The 17,611-nt window shown below is 74.4% G+C and carries 14 protein-coding genes and 1 pseudogene; 10 read left to right on the top strand and 5 right to left on the bottom strand.

Translation table 11 applies throughout. The features are described 5' to 3' along the window. The first annotated feature begins 126 nt into the window (after positions 1-126). From AB5J87_RS31190 to AB5J87_RS31180, 3 genes are read left to right on the top strand one after another with little or no spacing between them, the layout of a single operon-like run. Complete coding sequence (locus tag AB5J87_RS31190) at positions 127-2,478, top strand: FHA domain-containing protein (RefSeq protein ID WP_369381487.1); 2,352 nt, start codon at positions 127-129, stop codon at positions 2,476-2,478. A 5-nt stretch (positions 2,479-2,483) separates the two neighbouring features. Beyond that, entirely contained in the window at positions 2,484-3,107 is a 624-nt protein-coding gene (locus tag AB5J87_RS31185) for a hypothetical protein (protein WP_369381486.1), read from the top strand. Beyond that, complete coding sequence (locus tag AB5J87_RS31180; protein WP_369381485.1) at positions 3,107-4,120, top strand: serine/threonine-protein kinase; 1,014 nt, start codon at positions 3,107-3,109, stop codon at positions 4,118-4,120. Before AB5J87_RS31185 ends, AB5J87_RS31180 begins: the two co-directional genes overlap by 1 nt. A gap of 23 nt (positions 4,121-4,143) precedes the next feature. Here the strand turns inward: AB5J87_RS31180 and AB5J87_RS31175 are convergent, their stop codons facing one another. Next, positions 4,144-5,457, bottom strand: a complete 1,314-nt coding sequence (locus tag AB5J87_RS31175; protein ID WP_369381484.1) for a streptophobe family protein — start codon at positions 5,455-5,457, stop codon at positions 4,144-4,146. Between the two features lie 258 nt (positions 5,458-5,715). On the opposite strand from AB5J87_RS31175, the pseudogene AB5J87_RS31170 reads away from it, so the two are divergent. Next, positions 5,716-6,801, top strand: a pseudogene (locus AB5J87_RS31170) (DUF6777 domain-containing protein); the annotation flags it as partial. 112 nt (positions 6,802-6,913) lie between these two features. Here the strand turns inward: AB5J87_RS31170 and AB5J87_RS31165 are convergent. Then, on the bottom strand, positions 6,914-7,972 hold the full coding sequence (locus AB5J87_RS31165; RefSeq protein WP_369381483.1) for a YncE family protein: 1,059 nt from the start codon (positions 7,970-7,972) through the stop codon (positions 6,914-6,916). A 36-nt stretch (positions 7,973-8,008) separates the two neighbouring features. Here AB5J87_RS31165 and AB5J87_RS31160 point away from each other — a divergent pair, with 36 nt between their 5' ends. Next, the gene (locus AB5J87_RS31160) at positions 8,009-9,046 is read left to right on the top strand and encodes a LysR family transcriptional regulator (RefSeq protein ID WP_369381482.1); all 1,038 of its coding nucleotides are present in this window, start codon (positions 8,009-8,011) and stop codon (positions 9,044-9,046) included. Between the two features lie 20 nt (positions 9,047-9,066). On the opposite strand, the gene AB5J87_RS31155 is transcribed toward AB5J87_RS31160, so the two are convergent. Together AB5J87_RS31155 and AB5J87_RS31150 are read right to left on the bottom strand one after the other, a co-directional pair. Beyond that, the gene (locus AB5J87_RS31155; RefSeq protein ID WP_369381480.1) at positions 9,067-9,903 is read right to left on the bottom strand and encodes a DUF4097 domain-containing protein; all 837 of its coding nucleotides are present in this window, start codon (positions 9,901-9,903) and stop codon (positions 9,067-9,069) included. Positions 9,904-9,994: 91 nt separating this feature from the next. Then, complete coding sequence (locus AB5J87_RS31150) at positions 9,995-10,522, bottom strand: hypothetical protein (RefSeq protein WP_369381477.1); 528 nt, start codon at positions 10,520-10,522, stop codon at positions 9,995-9,997. A gap of 198 nt (positions 10,523-10,720) precedes the next feature. Between AB5J87_RS31150 and nadE the strand changes: the two genes are divergently transcribed. The 5 genes from nadE to AB5J87_RS31125 all read left to right on the top strand — a co-directional run bounded on the left by nadE (position 10,721) and on the right by AB5J87_RS31125 (position 16,278). Next, positions 10,721-11,551, top strand: coding sequence for an ammonia-dependent NAD(+) synthetase (nadE, locus tag AB5J87_RS31145; RefSeq protein WP_369381476.1), 831 nt, complete (start codon positions 10,721-10,723; stop codon positions 11,549-11,551). A 412-nt stretch (positions 11,552-11,963) separates the two neighbouring features. Continuing rightward, entirely contained in the window at positions 11,964-12,608 is a 645-nt protein-coding gene (locus tag AB5J87_RS31140) for a hemerythrin domain-containing protein (protein WP_369381474.1), read from the top strand. Positions 12,609-12,666: 58 nt separating this feature from the next. After that, positions 12,667-13,893: an MFS transporter gene (locus AB5J87_RS31135; RefSeq protein WP_369381472.1), complete on the top strand. Its 1,227-nt coding sequence runs from the start codon at positions 12,667-12,669 to the stop codon at positions 13,891-13,893. A 57-nt stretch (positions 13,894-13,950) separates the two neighbouring features. Beyond that, positions 13,951-15,354, top strand: coding sequence for a dihydrolipoyl dehydrogenase (gene lpdA, locus AB5J87_RS31130; RefSeq protein ID WP_369381470.1), 1,404 nt, complete (start codon positions 13,951-13,953; stop codon positions 15,352-15,354). 27 nt (positions 15,355-15,381) lie between these two features. Further along, positions 15,382-16,278: an SDR family NAD(P)-dependent oxidoreductase gene (locus tag AB5J87_RS31125; protein ID WP_369381469.1), complete on the top strand. Its 897-nt coding sequence runs from the start codon at positions 15,382-15,384 to the stop codon at positions 16,276-16,278. Positions 16,279-16,391: 113 nt separating this feature from the next. On the opposite strand, the gene AB5J87_RS31120 is transcribed toward AB5J87_RS31125, so the two are convergent. After that, entirely contained in the window at positions 16,392-17,279 is an 888-nt protein-coding gene (locus tag AB5J87_RS31120) for a LysR family transcriptional regulator (protein WP_369381468.1), read from the bottom strand. Positions 17,280-17,611 lie beyond the last annotated feature (332 nt).

Raw genomic sequence — 17,611 nt, 5'->3', positions numbered from 1 at the left:
CGTGCGATCGGCCGGCGTGGTGCCCGCCCCCGACCCGTCGGCGGCGGGCGCCGCGGGTGCGGGGCCCGCCCGTACGCTCCCCGCTCGGGCGGCGCCGAACAGGGACCAATAGGTAGAATTCACCCCATGGGAGAGCGGTCTGCCGCGCCGACAGCGCCCGAGCTCGTCCTGGAGACCGACACCGGCTCCACGGTGCTGAGTCCGAGCCGGGACTACCACGTCGGGCGCGACCCCCTGAGCGAGATCGTCATCGACGACGCCCGCGTCTCGTGGCACCACGCGGTGCTGCGCGCCGGGGACGGTCACTGGACGGTCGAGGACGAGGACAGCACCAACGGCACGTACACCGAGGGACGGCGCGTGCACGAGTGGGACATCGGGCCCGGCAGCGTCATCCGGTTCGGCAGCCCCGCCGACGGCCCGCGCGCCGTCCTGGTGGGCCGCGCGCCGCCGCCGGTCCGCGCCCCGGAACGGCTGTCCGCCGTCTCCGTGCCCGCCGCGACGGGTGCCTTCCGCCGGCCCACCTCGGTGCGCCCGCTGCCCGCCCGAACCGTACGGATCGGACGCGCCGCCGACAACGACCTCGTCGTGGACGACCTGGTCGTCTCGCGCCGGCACGCCGAACTGCGCGCCCTGCCCGGCGGCGGCCACGAGATCGTCGACCTCGGCAGCCACAACGGCACCTTCCTCAACGGCCAGCCGGTCGCCCGCGCCGAGGTGGCGCCCGGTGACATCGTCGGCATCGGCCACTCGGCGTTCTGCCTGGTCGGCGACGAGCTCCAGGAGTACGTCGACACCGGCGAGGTCTCGCTGGACGTCCAGGACCTCACCGTCGCCGTCGACCGGGGCCGCAAGACGCTGCTCGACCGGGTGTCGTTCCCGGTCGGCGAGAAGTGCCTGCTCGCCGTGGTCGGCCCCAGCGGCGCCGGGAAGTCCACCCTCCTCAACGCCCTCACCGGGCTGCGCCCCGCCGACCGCGGCACGGTCCTGTACGACGGGCGCGACCTCTACCGGGACTACGCCGAGCTGCGCCAGCGCATCGGGCTGGTCCCGCAGGACGACATCCTGCACGCGCAGCTGACCGTGCGCCGCGCCCTCGGCTACGCCGCCGAGCTGCGCTTCCCGCAGGACACCGCCAAGTCGGAGCGGAGCGCCCGGGTCGAGGAGGTCATCGGCGAACTCGGCCTGGAGCAGCGCGCGGGCCAGCCCATCCACAGCCTCTCCGGCGGCCAGCGCAAGCGGGTGAGCGTCGCCCTCGAACTGCTCACCAAACCTTCGCTGCTCTTCCTCGACGAGCCCACCTCCGGCCTCGACCCGGGCATGGACCGCTCGGTGATGCACATGCTGCGCGGCCTCGCGGACGACGGCCGCACGGTCATCGTGGTCACCCACAGCGTGCTCAGCCTCGACGTCTGCGACCGCCTCCTGGTCCTCGCCCCCGGCGGGCACATCGCGTACTACGGGCCGCCCCGGGACACCCTCGGCTTCTTCGGCTTCGCCGAGTGGCCGGAGGCGTTCGAGGCGTTCGAGCGCGACCGGGACCGGGACTGGGCGGGCGAGTACGGCGGATCGCCGTTCCACCAGCGGTACGTGGTCGGCTCCAGCGCCCAGCCGCACCTCGGCCGGGCCGTGGCCGCCCGGGTCGTGGGCCCGCCGCCCAGGACCCGGAGCTGGGGCGCCCAACTGGGCACCCTGGTGCGGCGGTACGCCGCCGCGCTCGGCGCCGACCGCACCTTCCTCGCCATCATGGTCGCGCTGCCGTTCGTGATGGGCGCGATGGCGCGGGCGCTGGCGGGCGGCAGGCTGACCCAGGAGACGGCGATGAACGCGCTGCTCATCCTCTGCGTCGGCGGCGTCCTGACCGGCGCGGCCAACGCCGTGCGGGAGCTGGTCAAGGAGCGGGTCATCTACCAGCGGGAACGGGCGGTCGGCCTGTCCAGATCCGCGTATCTGATGTCCAAGGTGGTGGTGCTGGGGACGGTCACCGTCCTCCAGGCCGTCGTGCTGACCCTGGTGGCCCTGCTCGGCGTGGACCTGAACGCCCCCGGCGGCAAGGGCGTTCTCGCGCCGCCGCTGGTGGAGATCACGGCGGCGGTGGCGCTGCTGGCGTTCACGGCCATGATGCTCGGCCTGCTGGTCTCGGCGCTGGTGCGCAAGGAGGAGGTGACGATGCCGCTGCTGGTGCTCCTCGCCATCGTCCAGGTCGTCTTCTGCGGCGCCCTGCTGAAGCTGCACGGCGTCCCCGGCATCGAGCAGCTGGCGTGGCTGGTGCCCTCCCGCTGGGCGCTGGGCGCGATGGCGGGCACCATCGGGCTCGCCAGGATCGTGCCGGGCGAGCTGACCGGCGATCCGCTCTTCGAGCACCAGACGGGCGTGTGGCTCGTCGACATGGGCATGCTGGTGGTCCTCTCGGTGCTCTTCGGCTTCCTGGTGGCCCGGCTGCTGCGGCGGCACGAGCCCGCCGTCATGCGGAAGTAGGCGTGATGAGCGCTCCCGCGGACTTCCGCCCCACCCACGTGGTCCCCGCCGACGGCCTGGCCGCCTGGGAGAGCCCCGACCCCGGCCGCCCCACGGTCCCGCTGGACGCGCTGCTGCCGGTGCAGCTCGTGGACCGGCGCGGCGACTGGGCCCGGATCGTGTGCGCCAACGGCTGGTCGGCGTGGGTCGACGGCCGTCTCCTGGTCACCGTCCCGCAGAGGCCGCCGGTCGCGGGCGCGCCACCGGCCCGTACGGCGGATCCGCGCCCGCTGATCGCCCGCGCCCAGGACATGCTCAGCCGCTACCGGGGCGCGGCCGAGGACCTGGCCGCGGGCCGCCTGGACGGCGAGGCGTTCTGGCGGCGCACCCTCGGGCTGCGCGCCGGGATGATCGTGGACGGCGAGGCGGTGTGGCTGTACGACGCGGAGCACGAGCGGTGGGTCCACTGCGACGGGACGCGGCTGAGCACGTACGCCGCCTCCACCGGGCCCTCCGCCGAGCGGCCCGTACCGGCGGCTCCCGTGCCGGAGGAGCCCGGCCCGGCGGGTGCGGCGCCGCCCGACGACGCCACGCGGATCGTGAGCGCCCCCGGGGCCGGGGACGCGGCGGACCGGCCCGGCGGCCCCTGATGGCGCCCGCCGGCGATCCGTACACCGCGAGCACCGCCGAACCGGTCGGGCGCCGGATCGCCGGGTACCTGGTCGAGCAGGAGATCGGGCGAGGCGGCATGGCGGTGGTCTACCGGGCCCGCGACCTGCGCCTGGAGCGGACGGTGGCGCTGAAGCTGCTCGCCCCGGAACTGGCCCGCAACGACACCTTCCGCCGCCGTTTCACCCATGAGTCCCGGGTGGCCGCCGCCATCGACCACCCGCACATCGTCCCGGTCTTCGAGGCCGGGGAGACGGACGGCGTGCTCTACATCGCCATGCGGTACGTGTCCGGGCGCGATCTGCGCGCCCTGCTCGACCAGGAGGGGCCGCTGCCGGTCCCGACGGCGGCCCGGATCGCGGCGCAGGTCGCGTCGGCGCTGGACGCCGCCCACGAGCACGACCTGGTGCACCGCGACGTGAAGCCGGGCAACATCCTGGTGGCGCGCGGCACCGACAGCGACCACCCCGAGCACGTGTACCTCACGGACTTCGGCCTGACGAAGAAGTCGCTGTCGCTGACCGGGTTCACCACGGTCGGCCAGTTCGTCGGCACCCTGGACTACGTGGCCCCCGAGCAGATCTCGGGACGCCCGGTGGACGGCCGCTGCGACGTCTACAGCCTGGCGTGCGTGGTCTACGAGACGATGGCGGGCGGGCCCCCGTTCCAGCGCGACGACGACATGGCGCTGCTGTGGGCGCACCAGTACGACCGGCCGCCCCCGCTCACCGAGCGGCGCCCCGGCATCGCCCCGGCCCTCGACGGCGTACTGGCGAAGGCGCTGGCCAAGAGCCCGGACGACCGCTACGACTCCTGTCTGGCGTTCGTGTCCGCGCTGCGCGCGGCGGCCCGGGGCGCGGAGTCCGGCGGCCATCCGCCGACCCGGGTGGACCTGCGGGCCGTCGCCGCCCCGCCGCCGCCCGGTCCGCCACCGGACCCGCCCGCGTGGGCGCTCCCGGTGCTCCGGCGTCCGTCGCGGCCCCCGGGGAGCTGAACGGGCCCTCGGGCGGGCCGTGTTCAGCCGTTCCGGGGCTCCGGCGGCGGCGCTCCCCCGTCCTCCGCCACGACCTCGCCCCGCCGCCGCACCCGGCGGGCGAGCAGAGCGCCGAGGAAGCCCGCGACCAGGCCCCACAGGGCGCCGAGGCCGAGGCCCGTCCACAGCCGGGGTCTGAGGGAGACCCGGCCGGCGAGGCCGCCGCCCAGGTCGCCGATGCCGAGCAGGGACAGTCCGTAGTGCGCGAAGACCCGGGAGAGCAGCGAGACCGCGAGGACGGTGAGCGCCAGCGCGACCGCCATGTGCACGGCGTGCCGCCACGCCTTCACCCGCGACGGCGAGCGGGCCGCCATCACGAATCCGGCGGCCAGGACGAGCACGGCCGCCACCACCAGGAGCCACCACACCCGGCCGTCGTACTCGCCCATGGTGCGCAGGTTCACCGTGGAGATGTCGGGGGTGCGCAGCACCTGGTCCAGGACGTGCGGCATCGGCAGTCCGAACGGCCCGTCCACCCGGCCCTCCCACGAGGCGCCGAGCCCGACGGTGAGGGCGAGCCAGGCGAGGTTGGGCAGCCCGAGCAGGAGCACGGCGAAGGTCTCCGCCGTGTGCCCCTTGACCACCGCGACCACCAGCCCGGCGGCGAGGCCGAGCACGACGTACGCGAGGAGCAGCACCACCATCGCGAACGCGGCCGGGCGCACCGACTCCTGGAACCGCACCAGCCGGGCGGGCAGCGGGGCCGCGCGCGAGACGAGCAGGGCGAGGAAGAGCAGTCCGGCGAGCCAGAGCAGCCCGAAGAGCAGGGTGAGCGGCACATCGGTCTCGAAGCCGACCCGGGGCGTGGCACCGAGCAGATCGCCGATGTCACCGATCGCGCCCTCCCCGAGCCCGACCGTGAAGCGCTTGCGGGCGAGGAAGGAGAGGCCGAGGAGCGCGAGGAGCCACAGGACGGCCACCCGGGCGGCCCAGGCGGCCAGTTCGCGCGCGCTCGCCACGGCCCGGTGCCGCAGGGGCCGCAGGAATCCGGCGGCCACCGTCAGGGCCCCGACGAGGGTGACGGACAGCGGGAGCACGGTCAGGTCGGCGTCGCTCTGTCCGAGGAAACCGGCGTCGCCCGTGATGTCCACGGATCCGCCGACGGCCATGACGACGACGGCCGCGACGACCTGGGGCACGGCGTTGTCGGGCAGGTCCCCGGCCCCGGCCGCCAGCAGGCCGAGGGCGGCGACGACGGCCATCACGACCAGGCCGGTGAGCACGGCCACGAGCGCCTCCCACCAGCCGTGGCGGGCGCGTCGCTCGGCTGCGGGCGGGTGGGGCGGTGTCTGGCTCACGACTGTCACGCTAAGCAGCCCGGACGCGGTCCGCCCGTCGTGGGGGGCCGACCGCGTCAGCTTGCGGGTGCGACGGGGCCGGAGCACACAATGGCCTGGTCGAAGACGAACCGGAGTCAGCACGTCCGGTTGTCGTGCCGGTCCGCGCAGCCGTCGGCGTGCCGGTCGGCGCACCGGCCCCGCCCCCCTGCCGGTCGCCGCGCCACCCGTCCGCGCCCGCCCGTCCGCACGGGATCCCAACGCCGGGAAGAAGAGCTCGTGAGCGTCGAACCTCCCCCGTCCGGCCGCCCCACCGGCCCCCCGTCCGGCCCGCTGTCCGGCACGCCCCGGCCGGGCCCGCCGGCCGGCCCGCCGAGCGGCTCGGGCGAACGCGGCCACGACGACACCATCGCGGTCGGCCCGGGCGCGGACGCGCCACCACCCCCGGCGCCGCCCCCGGGAGGCGGCGGCTCCGGGCCGGGCGGCGGGGGCTCCTCCGGCGAAGGCCCCGGCAAAGGCGGACCCGGCGGAGGCGGAGGAGTCCCCCCGGACCGGGGCGGCCCCGGCCGCGGGGAACGCCCCGAGCGCCCCTGGTGGCACTCCGCGCCCCGCATCGCCCTGATCACCGGCGCGATCGTGGCCGCGGTGGCCCTGATCATCGTCTTCACCCGGCCGGGCGGATCGTCCGGCGAGAAGAGCGCGGGCAGCGAGGTCCACCTCCAGGCCGCGGACGCGGACGGCCCGGACCCGTTCACCCCCTCGACGGCCCGCTACGCCTCCCCGCCCCCGTCCCCGCCGTCACTGCCCAGCGCGTCCGCCCCGGCCTCCGCCAATGTCACGCGCGGCGTGGACGGCGCCGCGCCGGGCCTCTACGCGGGGACGCGCGCCACGGCGAGCTGCGACGTCGAGCAGCAGATCGCCGCGCTGGGCGGGGCCCCGGCGGCCAACAAGGCGTTCGCGTCGGTGGCGGGCATCGCTGCCGACGCCGTCGCCGGACACCTCCGCGCGCTCACCTCCGTACAGCTGCGCGTCGACACCCGGGTGACCGGCCACGGCTACCGCGACGGCTCGCCCACCGCCTACCAGGCGGTCCTCCAGGCCGGGACCGCCGTGCTGGTGGACGACCGGGGCGTGCCGAGGGTGCGCTGCGCCTGCGGGAACCCGCTGACCCCGCCGGTCGCCCAGGAGGGCACGCCCAGGCCGACCGGCGACGCCTGGGCCGCCTACCGCGCCTCGAACGTCGTCGTCGTGGCGCCGGCCGCGCACCGGCTCGGCGGGTTCGTCCTGGCCGACCCGGGCAGCGGCGGATGGTTCACGCGCCCGGTGGGCGGCACGGGCGCGAGCGACCGGAAGACCGCGCCGCCCGGTGCGGCGACCCCGGCGCCCCACCCGGCGACGACGGCTCCGCCGTCCCCGTCGAGCGCCTACTGAACCGCGTCGCGCCCCCACGGGCAACCGCCTTGCGCGGCTGACCCGTTCAGCGGGCCGAGGGCCCGGCGCCCTCCGCCCCCGGCGCCGGGATGTACGCGAGCCCGTGCGCCCCCGGCTCCCCGGCACGGGGTATCTCCAGCGTCCGCACCACCCGCGCCTCCACCAGGTCCACCACGGTGACGGTGCTGGACAGCACGGCGGAGACGAGGCCGAGCGCGCCGTCCGGGGAGGAGCGGACCGTGAGCGGGAAAGCGCCGACCGGGACCTGGCCCCGGGACCGGCCGTCCGCGTCGAGGAGGTGCAGCAGACCGGGTTCGTTGGCCCCGAGCGCCGAGCCGTCCGGGCGCATCCGCAGCTCGCCCGCGAGCACGAGCCCGCCCGGGGCCACATGGACGGGGAAGACCGGACCCCGGGTGGCGTGGACGCGTACGGTGGCGTGGGTCGCGGTGTCGATCACCCGCACCCCGGCGGGCTCCCCGTCCCCCGCGCGCACCGCCGCGTACAGCAGACGGCCGTCGGCCGAGATGTCGATGCCCTCGCTGCCCGGCACGGGGACGCGGTCGAGGAACTCCCCCGTCTCCAGGTCGACGACCGAGAGGTACGGGGCCTCCTTGTTGGCGCTGTAGGCGCGGCGGCGGTCCGGGGCGACGACGAACCAGTGCGGGCCGGGCGCCCCCACCGGCACCCGGCGCACGATCTCGCGGGTGCCGGGGTCCAGGGCGACGAGGGCCCCCTCCGGATCGCCCTCCACGCTGAGCCACACCAGGTCGCGCACCGGGTCCAGCAGGACTCCGTGCGCCCCCTGTTCGGGCGAGAGGTCGACGATCTCCACGACCCGGCGGGCGTCCGGGTCGATGACCGCGAGCTCGTGGGCGCGGCCGGAGTGGGCGTTGTAGTAGCCGGAGCGGTAGGTGATCGTCGCGTACAGCAGCCGTCGGACCGGGTCGAAGCAGAGCTCGTGCGGTTCGGCGGGGACCTCGACGGCGCCCAGGACGCCATGGGTCACCGCGTCGAGGAAGGTCACGGAAGGGCCGCTCTGGCTGGCGACGGCGAGCAGGTCGCGGGCGGCGCCGCGCGGGTGGGTGTGCAGGTCGTTTCGCGTCATGGGCAGCAGCCTGTGCCCGGCACCCGGTTAACTCCAGTGCAACTTCAGCAAGATGTAATTAGCCTGGACGCAACTCATGAGGCCGGCCGGGGCGCGGACGGCCCCGCCTATGACTGGGGTCACACCATCGAATCCCTCGACCTGAACCTCCTCGTCGCGCTCGACGCCCTCCTGGAGGAGGAGAGCGTCACCGCCGCCGCCGACCGGCTGCACGTGTCGCCGCCCGCCATGAGCCGCACGCTGGGCCGGATCCGCACGGCGCTGGGCGATCCCGTTCTGGTGCGCGCCGGGCGGCGGCTCGTGCCGACCCCGCACGCGCTGGAGCTCAGACCCCGGGTGCGCGCGGTCGTCGAGGAGGCGAGCGGTCTGCTGACCAGCCGCCACCGGGTCGATCTCGCCACCCTGCGCAGGCAGTTCGCCGTCCAGGCGAGCGAGATGGTCGTCGCGGGACTCGCGGCCCGGCTGATCGCGGCCGTGACCGCGGAGGCCCCCGGCGTCACCCTGCGCTTCCTGCCCGAGGCCCTGGAAGGCACTTCCGCGCTGCGCGAGGGACGGCTCGACCTGGAGATCGGCGTCATCGGGCGGCGCGACCCGGAGACCCGTACCGAGCACCTGGGCACCACCCGGCTGCTCGGCGTCGTCCGCCCCGGGCATCCGCTCGCCGCGCGCAAGCGCGTCACCGTCCGCGCGTTCGCCGCCGCCGACCACATCGGGGTCTCCCGGCAGGGACGGGTGCGGGGCCCGGTCGACGAGCGGCTCGCCGAACTGGGGCTCTCCCGGCGGGTCGTCACGGTCGTGCCCAACTGGTCGACCGCGCTGCTCCTGTGCCACGAGACGGACCTGGTCTGCCTCACCCCCGCCGGATTCGCCGACCGCTGCCCGCAGGCGCTCGGCCTGCACACCTTCGAGGTCCCCCTCGAACTGCCGCCCCTGCGACTGGACATGGCCTGGCACCCGCGCAACGACGCCGACCCGGCGCACGGCTGGCTCCGGGAGAAGGTGCGGTCCGCCTACCCCGGCGAGGAGCGGCCGACCGGGCACCCGGCCCGGCCGACCGGCCGGACCACCGGTTAGCGGGCGCGTCGCGTCGCCGCTCACGCGCGGTGGACGACGATGTCGCCGAGGCCGGTACGGACGCGCACCTCGACCGTGTGCTCGGCGTCACCGGGGCCCTCGGACGGGCCGAGCGAGTTGCGGACGGCGCCGAGCCGGGTGCTGACGTCGAGCCAGGCGGCGGTGGTCTCGTGGATGCCGACCTCGACGTCGCCGAGCGCGGTCTGGAGCACCACCTGCCCGCGCACCACCTCGCCGAGCCTGATGGCGCCGTGGGCGGACTTGGCCTCCACCCCGGCGCGGGCGGTGCCGACGGAGATGCGGCCGTTGGAGGCGTTGACCCGGAGCTCGCCGGCGACCTCCTCGATCGCCGTCTCCCCGTTGGTGTTCTTGACCGTCGCCGCTCCGCCGATCCCGCCGATGTCGACCCGGCCGGAGCCGGAGACGTCGGCGTCGCCCGAGGCCCGCCCGAGCCGGATGTCGCCGCGCGCGTTCCTCAGCTGGGCGGCGCCCGCCTCGTCGACCTGGATGTCACCGACCGACGTCTTGACGGCGCAGTCGCCCAGCGGACCCTCGGTGGTGAAGCTGCCGAGCGGCGCGGACGCCCGGAGGTCGGATCCGGCGGGCAGTTCGATGCTGATGTCGAGCGCGCCGCTGCGGGTGAACAGGGACCGGTTGCGGGGCCCCTTCACCGTCAGCTTGCCGCCCGCGTACGAGACCTTGGTCTGCCGCGCGGTGCGCACGTCGTGCTCCTCGGCGCCGTCGCGGGGCAGCACCTCGACGACGGTGTCCGCGCGCTTCGAGGCGACGACGCGCGCGGCGCCGATGTCGAATTCGAGGACGACGGAGATCGGTCCGGGGGTGTCGAACGTGGGCATGGCTCATCCGTCCTTGTGGCGGGGTGCGGGTGTGGGTGCGGTACGTGGGAGTGCGTCTGCGGTACGTGGGGTGCGCGGCGGACGGTCCGGGTCAGCGGACCCAGCCGGTGAACCCCTGGCCGCCGCGCGTACGGCTCCGGGCGGGCCCCGCCGAGGCCCGGTCGCCGGGTTCGAGCGCGGTGGCCACGGCCCGTACCAGCCAGGCGTTGACCGAGAGGCCCTCGCGGGCCGCGATGTCCTCGACGCGGTTCTTGAGGTGGGCGGGGAGGCGGAAGTTGATGCGGGCGGTCCCGCCCTCGTCGCCCTCGGGCGGCGCCGCGCGCACGGGCTCGGGCGAGGGCTCCGGCTCCGCCGCCCGCTCGTACGGCTCGGCCGGGGGCGGCGCGCTCACCACGAACTCGGGGTCGCGCCCGCGCAGCCGTACGTCGACCGAGCCGGGCGCGAGGTCGCGGGTGACCTCGCCCATGGCGTCGGAGAGCGCGTTGAGGAGGGTGAGCCGGACGGCGGACTCCAGCGGGGCGGTCAGCCGCTCCGCCAGCGCCCGGGCCTCGGCGCCACCCGCGTCGGCGGCTGCGGCGAGATCGTTCCGGAGGTTCTCGACGTAGGGGGTGAGGTCCATAGCGCCATAGTGGCACCACTATGGCGCCACCACAAGCCTTCATGGCGCAGTACTGGCACATACATGGCGCCGCACGGTGCCATCTGATGCCATGTGGCGCCACGGCCAAGATCCCCCGGACGGCCGCGCACCTCCGTCGACTAGGGTCGTCGGGCACAGCACACCGCGTACCGCACGCACGACACCGAGGGAGCAGCCGTGAGCGAGCCGGCGTCCACCGCACTGCAGCAGGAGATCGCCCGGGAGCTCCTGGTGAGCGAGAGCTTCGACGCGGAGCGCGAGATCGAGCGCCGGGTGGCCTTCCTCACCGAGCGCCTCACCTCGACCGGCCTGCGCTCCCTGGTCCTCGGCATCAGCGGCGGCGTCGACTCCACCACCGCCGGGCGGCTCTGCCAGCTCGCCGTGGAGCGGGCCCGGGCCGCGGGCCACGAGGCCGCCTTCTACGCGATGCGCCTGCCCTACGGCGTCCAGGCCGACGAGCGGGACGCCCAGCTCGCCCTCTCCTTCATCCGCGCCGACCACGTGCTGACCGTCGACGTGAAGCCCGCCAGCGACGCCGCCCTCGCGGCCTCCCTCGCCGCCGGGGTGGCCTTCCGCGACGCGCACCACCAGGACTTCGTCCAGGGCAACATCAAGGCCCGCCAGCGCATGATCGCGCAGTACGCGGTGGCCGGGGCGCACGACGGCCTGGTCGTCGGCACCGACCACGCCGCCGAGGCGGTGTCCGGCTTCTTCACCAAGTTCGGCGACGGCGCCGCCGACCTCGTCCCGCTGACCGGCCTGACCAAGCGGCGGGTGCGCGCCGTCGCGGACGCCCTGGGCGCCCCGGCCGAGCTGGTGTGGAAGGTCCCCACCGCCGACCTGGAGACCCTCGACCCCGGCAAGGCCGACGAGGACGCCCTCGGCGTCACCTACGACGACATCGACGACTTCCTGGAGGGCAAGCCGGTGGACGCGCACGCCTTCGAGACGATCGTGCGCCGCTACCGCCTCACCGAGCACAAGCGCCGGCTGCCGATCGCGCCGTAGAGGCACCCCGAAGCGACCCGCGGCCGAACGCCGGATCACCAGCCCGCCCTGACACAGGGCGGGCTGTTCGTCTTTGTGCGGCGCACACCGACCTGAGAACCAGAGAGTCGATGACCGCAGAGTTGATAACCGCAGAGTTATCGATCGGCCCACGAACTCCGCATTGATCGCGGCGCGGCGCCAGAGGAGAGTTGAGGTGCCGGGGAAACGGCCCCCCACCAGGGACGGCCGACGGGAAGTCCCAGGCCGACGGCCGCTTTCGCGATGCGCGCCGCGCGTTCGGGCACCGCCCCGCGGGCCGCCCGGCTCCCCCGCTCCCGAACACCGCAAGAGATCCGCCGCGGCGCCGCGCCGCCATGCCGTCCTGCCCGGACGCGCCCGGCCGGATCCCCACGCAAGGAGAACGCCAGCCGTGAGCGAGCAGTTGGAGATGGCCGTGGTCGACGCCATGCACGGCGCACTGCGCCGCGAGCTGCGGCACATCGCCGACATCACCGCGCGCAGCGACCCCGACCCCCTGCACGTCCTGCGCGCCGCCACCGGCTGGGAGTTGTTCAAGAAGGCGCTGATCGCCCACAACTCCGCCGAGGACGACGCGCTGTGGCCCGTACTGCGGCACGCCCTGCGCGGCCGTCCCTTCGACCTGACCCGGCTGGAGGCGATAGAGGCCGAGCACGCCAAGCTCGCCTCGCTCATCGCGGCGATGGACGACGCCCTGGCCGACCCAGGCACCGGGCCCGAGCTGCTCGGCACGCTCACCGGCGCCCTGGTCACGGGCCTCGCCGGGCACCTCGGCCATGAGGAGGACGCGGTGTTCCCGCTGGTCCGGGACGTTCTGAGCAAGGAGCAGTGGGAGGACTTCCTGCGCACCCACGCCGAACGCGTCCGCCCGCACGCCGCGCAACTGCTGCCCTGGCTGCTGGACGGCGCGGGCATCCGCACGGCCACCGCCCTCCTGACCCCCCTGTCGGAGTCCGCGCGGCGGGAGTACGCACGCTCCTGGGCGCCCGCCTACGCGGCCCTCGACCGGTGGGGCCCGCGAGCGGCGCACCGGTGACCCCGCGCCACACCTCCACCTACCCGCACCACACCCCCACGCACCCGAGGAGTACGCCATGACCACCGTCGAGCGCCCCGTTCACGACGACGCCGGCCTTCCGCCCCTGCCGGATCCCGGCCACGTGGCCGTGGTGCCGCTGCGAAGATGGCTGGCCCTGGTGGCCGTGGCCGTGGGGACGTTCGCGATGGTGACCGCCGAGCAGCTGCCGATGGGGCTGCTGACGCCGATCGGCGGCGCCTTCGACGTGTCGGAGGGCGCCGCCGGGCTGATGGTGACCGTGCCGGGTCTGGTGGCGTCGGCGACGGCGCCGCTGCTGCCGGTCCTGATCCGGCGCGGCGACCGGCGTACGGTGCTGATCGCGCTGCTGGGCCTGATGGCCGCCGCGAACCTGCTGTCGGTGGCGGCGCCGAACTTCGCCGTCCTGCTGGCCTCGCGCTTCCTCGTCGGCATCAGCATCGGCGGATTCTGGTCGCTGGCCGCGGGAATCGCGGTACGGATGGTGCCCGCGGTGTACGTGGGGCGGGCCACGGCGATCACCTTCGGCGGGGCCACGGCCGCCAATGTGCTCGGTGTGCCCGCGGGCACGCTGATCGGCGAGTTCAGCAGCTGGCGGGCCGCCTTCGCCACGGTCGCGGGCCTCGGGCTGCTGGTGGTCGCCGCGCTCCTGTACCTGCTGCCGTCGCTCCCGGCCGCCGACCCGGTACGGCTGCGCACGCTCGGGGACCAGTTCCGCAACCGTGCCGTACGGGCCGGAGTACTGACGACGTTCCTTCTGGTGAGCGGCCACTTCGCGGCGTTCACCTTCGTCAGCCCGGTGCTCCAGGACGTGGCGGGCGTCAGCGGGCGCATGGTCGGCCCGCTCCTGCTGGTCTTCGGCGTGGCGGGCATCGTCGGCAACTTCCTGGCGGGTGCGGTCGTGGGCCGCGACGTGCGCCGGGTGGTGATGGCCATCGGGCTGCTGCTCGCGGCGATCCTCGCGCTGTTCCCGGTGATCGGTACGAGCCCGGCGGGCGGGATCGTCCTGCTGATCGGATGGGGGCTCGCCTTCGGCGGGGTACCGGTGAGCGTGCAGAGCTGGATCCTGCAGTCGGCGCGCGGCCAGGAAGAGGCCGCGACCGCCCTCAACACCTCGGTGTTCAACCTGGCCATCGCCCTGGGCGCGCTCTTCGGCGGCCTGATCGTCAACGCCGCGAGCCTGAACGCCGCGCTCTGGGCCGGCGCCGCGATCGGCCTCCTGACGACGGTGACGGTGTGGCGCGTACGGGCCGCCTCGTCCGCCTGAGCCCCGAACCCGGCTCGCTCCCCCGCTCCTTCCCACTCCGAGTCTGAGGAAAATTCCATGTGCAAGCGCTTCGATGTCGTCGTCCTCGGGGCCGGCCCCGGTGGCTATGTCGCCGCGATCCGGGCCGCCCAGCTGGGCAAGCGGGTGGCGGTGGTGGAGGAGAGGTACTGGGGCGGCGTCTGCCTCAACGTGGGCTGCATCCCCACGAAGGCCCTGCTGCGCAACGCCGAGCTGGCCCATCTCTTCCGGCACGAGGCCAAGACGTTCGGGATCACGGTGGACGGCACGGTCTCCTTCGACTACGGGCAGGCGTTCCGGCGCAGCCGCGAGGTGGCGGACGGACGGGTCAAGGGCGTCCACTACCTGATGAAGAAGAACGGGATCACCGAGTTCCACGGCCGCGGCACCTTCCTGGACGCGCACACCCTGGAGATCACCGAGGCGGACGGCACGACGAGCACGGTGTCGTTCGACAACTGCGTCATCGCCACCGGCGCCTCCCCCCGGCTGCTCCCGGGAACCGCGCGCGGCGAGCGGGTGGTGACGTACGAGGAGCAGATCCTGGCCGACGAACTGCCGCGCTCGGTGGTGATCGCGGGCGCGGGGGCGATCGGCATCGAGTTCGCCTACGTACTGCACAGCTACGGCGTGCAGGTCACCATGGTGGAGTTCGCGGACCGGGTGGCACCGCTGGAGGACGCGGACGTCTCGGCCGAACTCGCCAAGCGGTACCGCAAGTTGGGCATCGACGTGCTCACCTCGACCCGGGTGGAGTCGATCGACGAGTCCGGGCCGCGGGTCCGCGTCACGGTCACCGGGAAGGACGGGGCCCAGCGGGTCCTGGAGGCCGACAAGGTGCTCCAGGCCATCGGCTTCGCACCGAACGTCACCGGGTACGGTCTGGAGAACACCGGCGTCGCCCTCACCGAACGCGGCGCGATCGACGTCGACGCGCGCTGCCGCACCTCCGTACCGCATCTGTACGCCATCGGTGACGTCACGGCCAAGCTGATGCTGGCGCACACCGCCGAGGCGATGGGGGTCGTGGCGGCCGAAACGCTCGCGGGGGCCGAGACGATGGGGCTCGACTACGCCATGATCCCGCGCGCCACCTACTGCCAGCCGCAGATCGCCAGCTTCGGCTGGACCGAGGCCCAGGCGCGCGAGCGGGGCTTCGACGTCAAGGTCTCCAAGTTCCCGTTCACCGCCAACGGGAAGGCGCACGGCCTGGGCGACCCCGCGGGCTTCGTGAAGCTCGTCGCCGACGCCCGGTACGGCGAACTCCTCGGCGCCCATCTCATCGGCCCCGACGTCACCGAGCTGCTGCCCGAACTCACCCTGGCCCAGCAGTGGGACCTGACCGTCCATGAACTCGCCCGCAACATCCACGCCCACCCCACCCTCGGCGAGGCGGTCAAGGAAGCGGTGCACGGCCTGGCCGGGCACATGATCAATTTCTAGTCCCGGGTCGAGAGCGAAAGGATTCCCATGAACGCCACCACCGCAGAACCCGGTCGTGTGTGGCTGATCGCCGAAGCCGGGCGAGGCCCCGGCCGCGCCTTCGCCGAGGCGGCGCTGGCAGCGGGCGGGCGGGTGGCGGTCGCCACCCGCACCGGCGGCCCGCCGGAGGGACCGGCCGCCGTCGGGGAGGCGGCCGGTGCGGGGGAAGCGGCATGTGCGCGGGCATGGGCCGCCCTTGAGGAACTGGCCGCCGCGCACCCCGGCCGGGTGCTGCCCCTGAGACTGGACATCACCGACCGGGACGCCGTGTTCGCGGCCGTCGCCAAGGCCGTGGCGCACTTCGGGCAGTTGGACGTCGTCGTCAACAACGCGGGCTCGCCCTCGCTGGGCATGGTGGAGGAGTTCACCGAGGCCGAGGCCCGCGCCCAGCTGGACCTCGACTTCTTCGGCGCGCTGTGGATGACGCAGGCGGTGCTGCCCGTGCTGCGCACCCAGGGCACCGGCCACCTCGTACAGGTCTGCGCCGACGCCGCGCTCGGCGGTCTGCCCGGGACCGGCCTGTACAGCGCGGGCAGGTTCGCCCTCGAAGGGCTCAGCGAGTCCCTGGCCGCGGAGGCGGCGGCCTTCGGCGTCAAGGTGAGCATCCTCCGGCCCGGCGGCCACGGGACCGGCAGCCCCGCCCCGAGGCACTGCGCCCGCCCCCTCGACGACTACGCGGCGCTGCGGGCGGAGGCGGCACGGGAGTTCACCGCGGGGCCGGTCCAGGAGGACCCCGCGTTCGCCGCCCGGGCCCTCGTGGGGCTCGTGGAAAGCGACGATCCCCCGCTGCGCCTCGTGCTGGGCAGCGCGGTCCACAACGTCGCCTTCGACATCTCGGGCCGCCGGACCAACACGTGGGTGACGTGGGAGGAGGCTGGACACTGAGACGGGCGGGGACGCCGGGCAGTGAGGCGGGCGGAAGCGCCAGGCCCTGGGACGCCGGGCTCTGAGACAGGCGAGAGCGCCGGGCCCGGGGACGCGCGGAGAACGGCGTCGAATCAGAACCGGAACACGCCGAGCTCACGGACGGTCTCGGCGAGGGCGCGGATCGGCTCGTTCTCGGCGTCGGTCCGCCAGATCAGCGCGTAGGAGAGGGTCGTCAGATCGGGTACGGGGATCCAGCGGATGTTCGGCATCCCCCAGTGCCGGGTGACATGGCTGGGGAAGCCGTGGATGATCTCGCCCATGCCGACCCGGCTGATCAGGTCCTCGGCGTTCGTCACGGGCCGCTCGCGCTCGATGATCCGGCCGCGCGGCGTGTGGAAGGGCATGTAGCCGTCCTCCCAGTAGTCCGGCAGGGACGGGGGCATGGGGTGGAGGAAGTCGGCGAACATCTCCAGGCGTGCCGACGTCCGGTCGGCGAGCTCGTGGTCGGCGGACACGGCGAGGATCCGGCGGTCGGTCATCAGGACCGGACCGACGGTGAAGTCCGGCTCCTCCACGGGCAGCCAGACGACGATGACGTCCAGATCGCCCTCGCGGAGCCGGCCGAACGGATCGATGTACGTCATCTGACGGATCTCCAGCTCCCACTGCGGGTGCCGCGAGCGGAACTCCTTCCAGTAGAAGTGCAGATCGACGACGTTGAACGGCATCATGCCGATGCGCAGCCGCCCGGTGACACCCCGGGCCGCGAGCCGGGCGCGCTCCAGGGAGTCGTGCAGACCGGCGTAGACGGGCTGGAGGTCGTCGCGCAGCTGACGGCCGACGTCGGTGAGGCGCACGGTCCGGCTGGTGCGCTCGAACAGCGCGGCCCCGATGCGCCGTTCCTGCTTGCGGATCGCCTGACTGACCCGGGCCTGGGAGACCCGGAGCCGCTCGGCGGTACGACCGAAGTGCAACTCCTCGGCCAGTACCAGAAAGATCTCGATGTCCCGCAGCTCCATCACGCCCCCCAGCGCCCCACCCGACGCCCACGGCGGTTGTCGAGCCGCAGAAGTATATGTTGATCGCTCGCTGTGGGTGGCGAATTGTCGTGGCGTCAGGGCGCGGCCTCGGGGTGACGTCGGAACGGGTGCGGCGCGGGACGCCGTACCCGCGCCGGAATGCGGCGGGGGCGTCGACACAGGTGCCGGAGGTGTCCACCCCCAGCACCACGAAACCCCCGCGCCGGCCACCCCCATGGTGCCGACGCGCACCCTGCCCCCCAAAACTATGGCGCCCCACCACATACGCCCCTGACCTGCGCATTCCTACGGTATGGCGACACGCAAACCGT

The organism is Streptomyces sp. cg36 (genome assembly GCF_041080675.1).
GTDB lineage: Bacteria > Actinomycetota > Actinomycetes > Streptomycetales > Streptomycetaceae > Streptomyces.
This window is presented reverse-complemented; position numbering and strand designations above follow the sequence as displayed.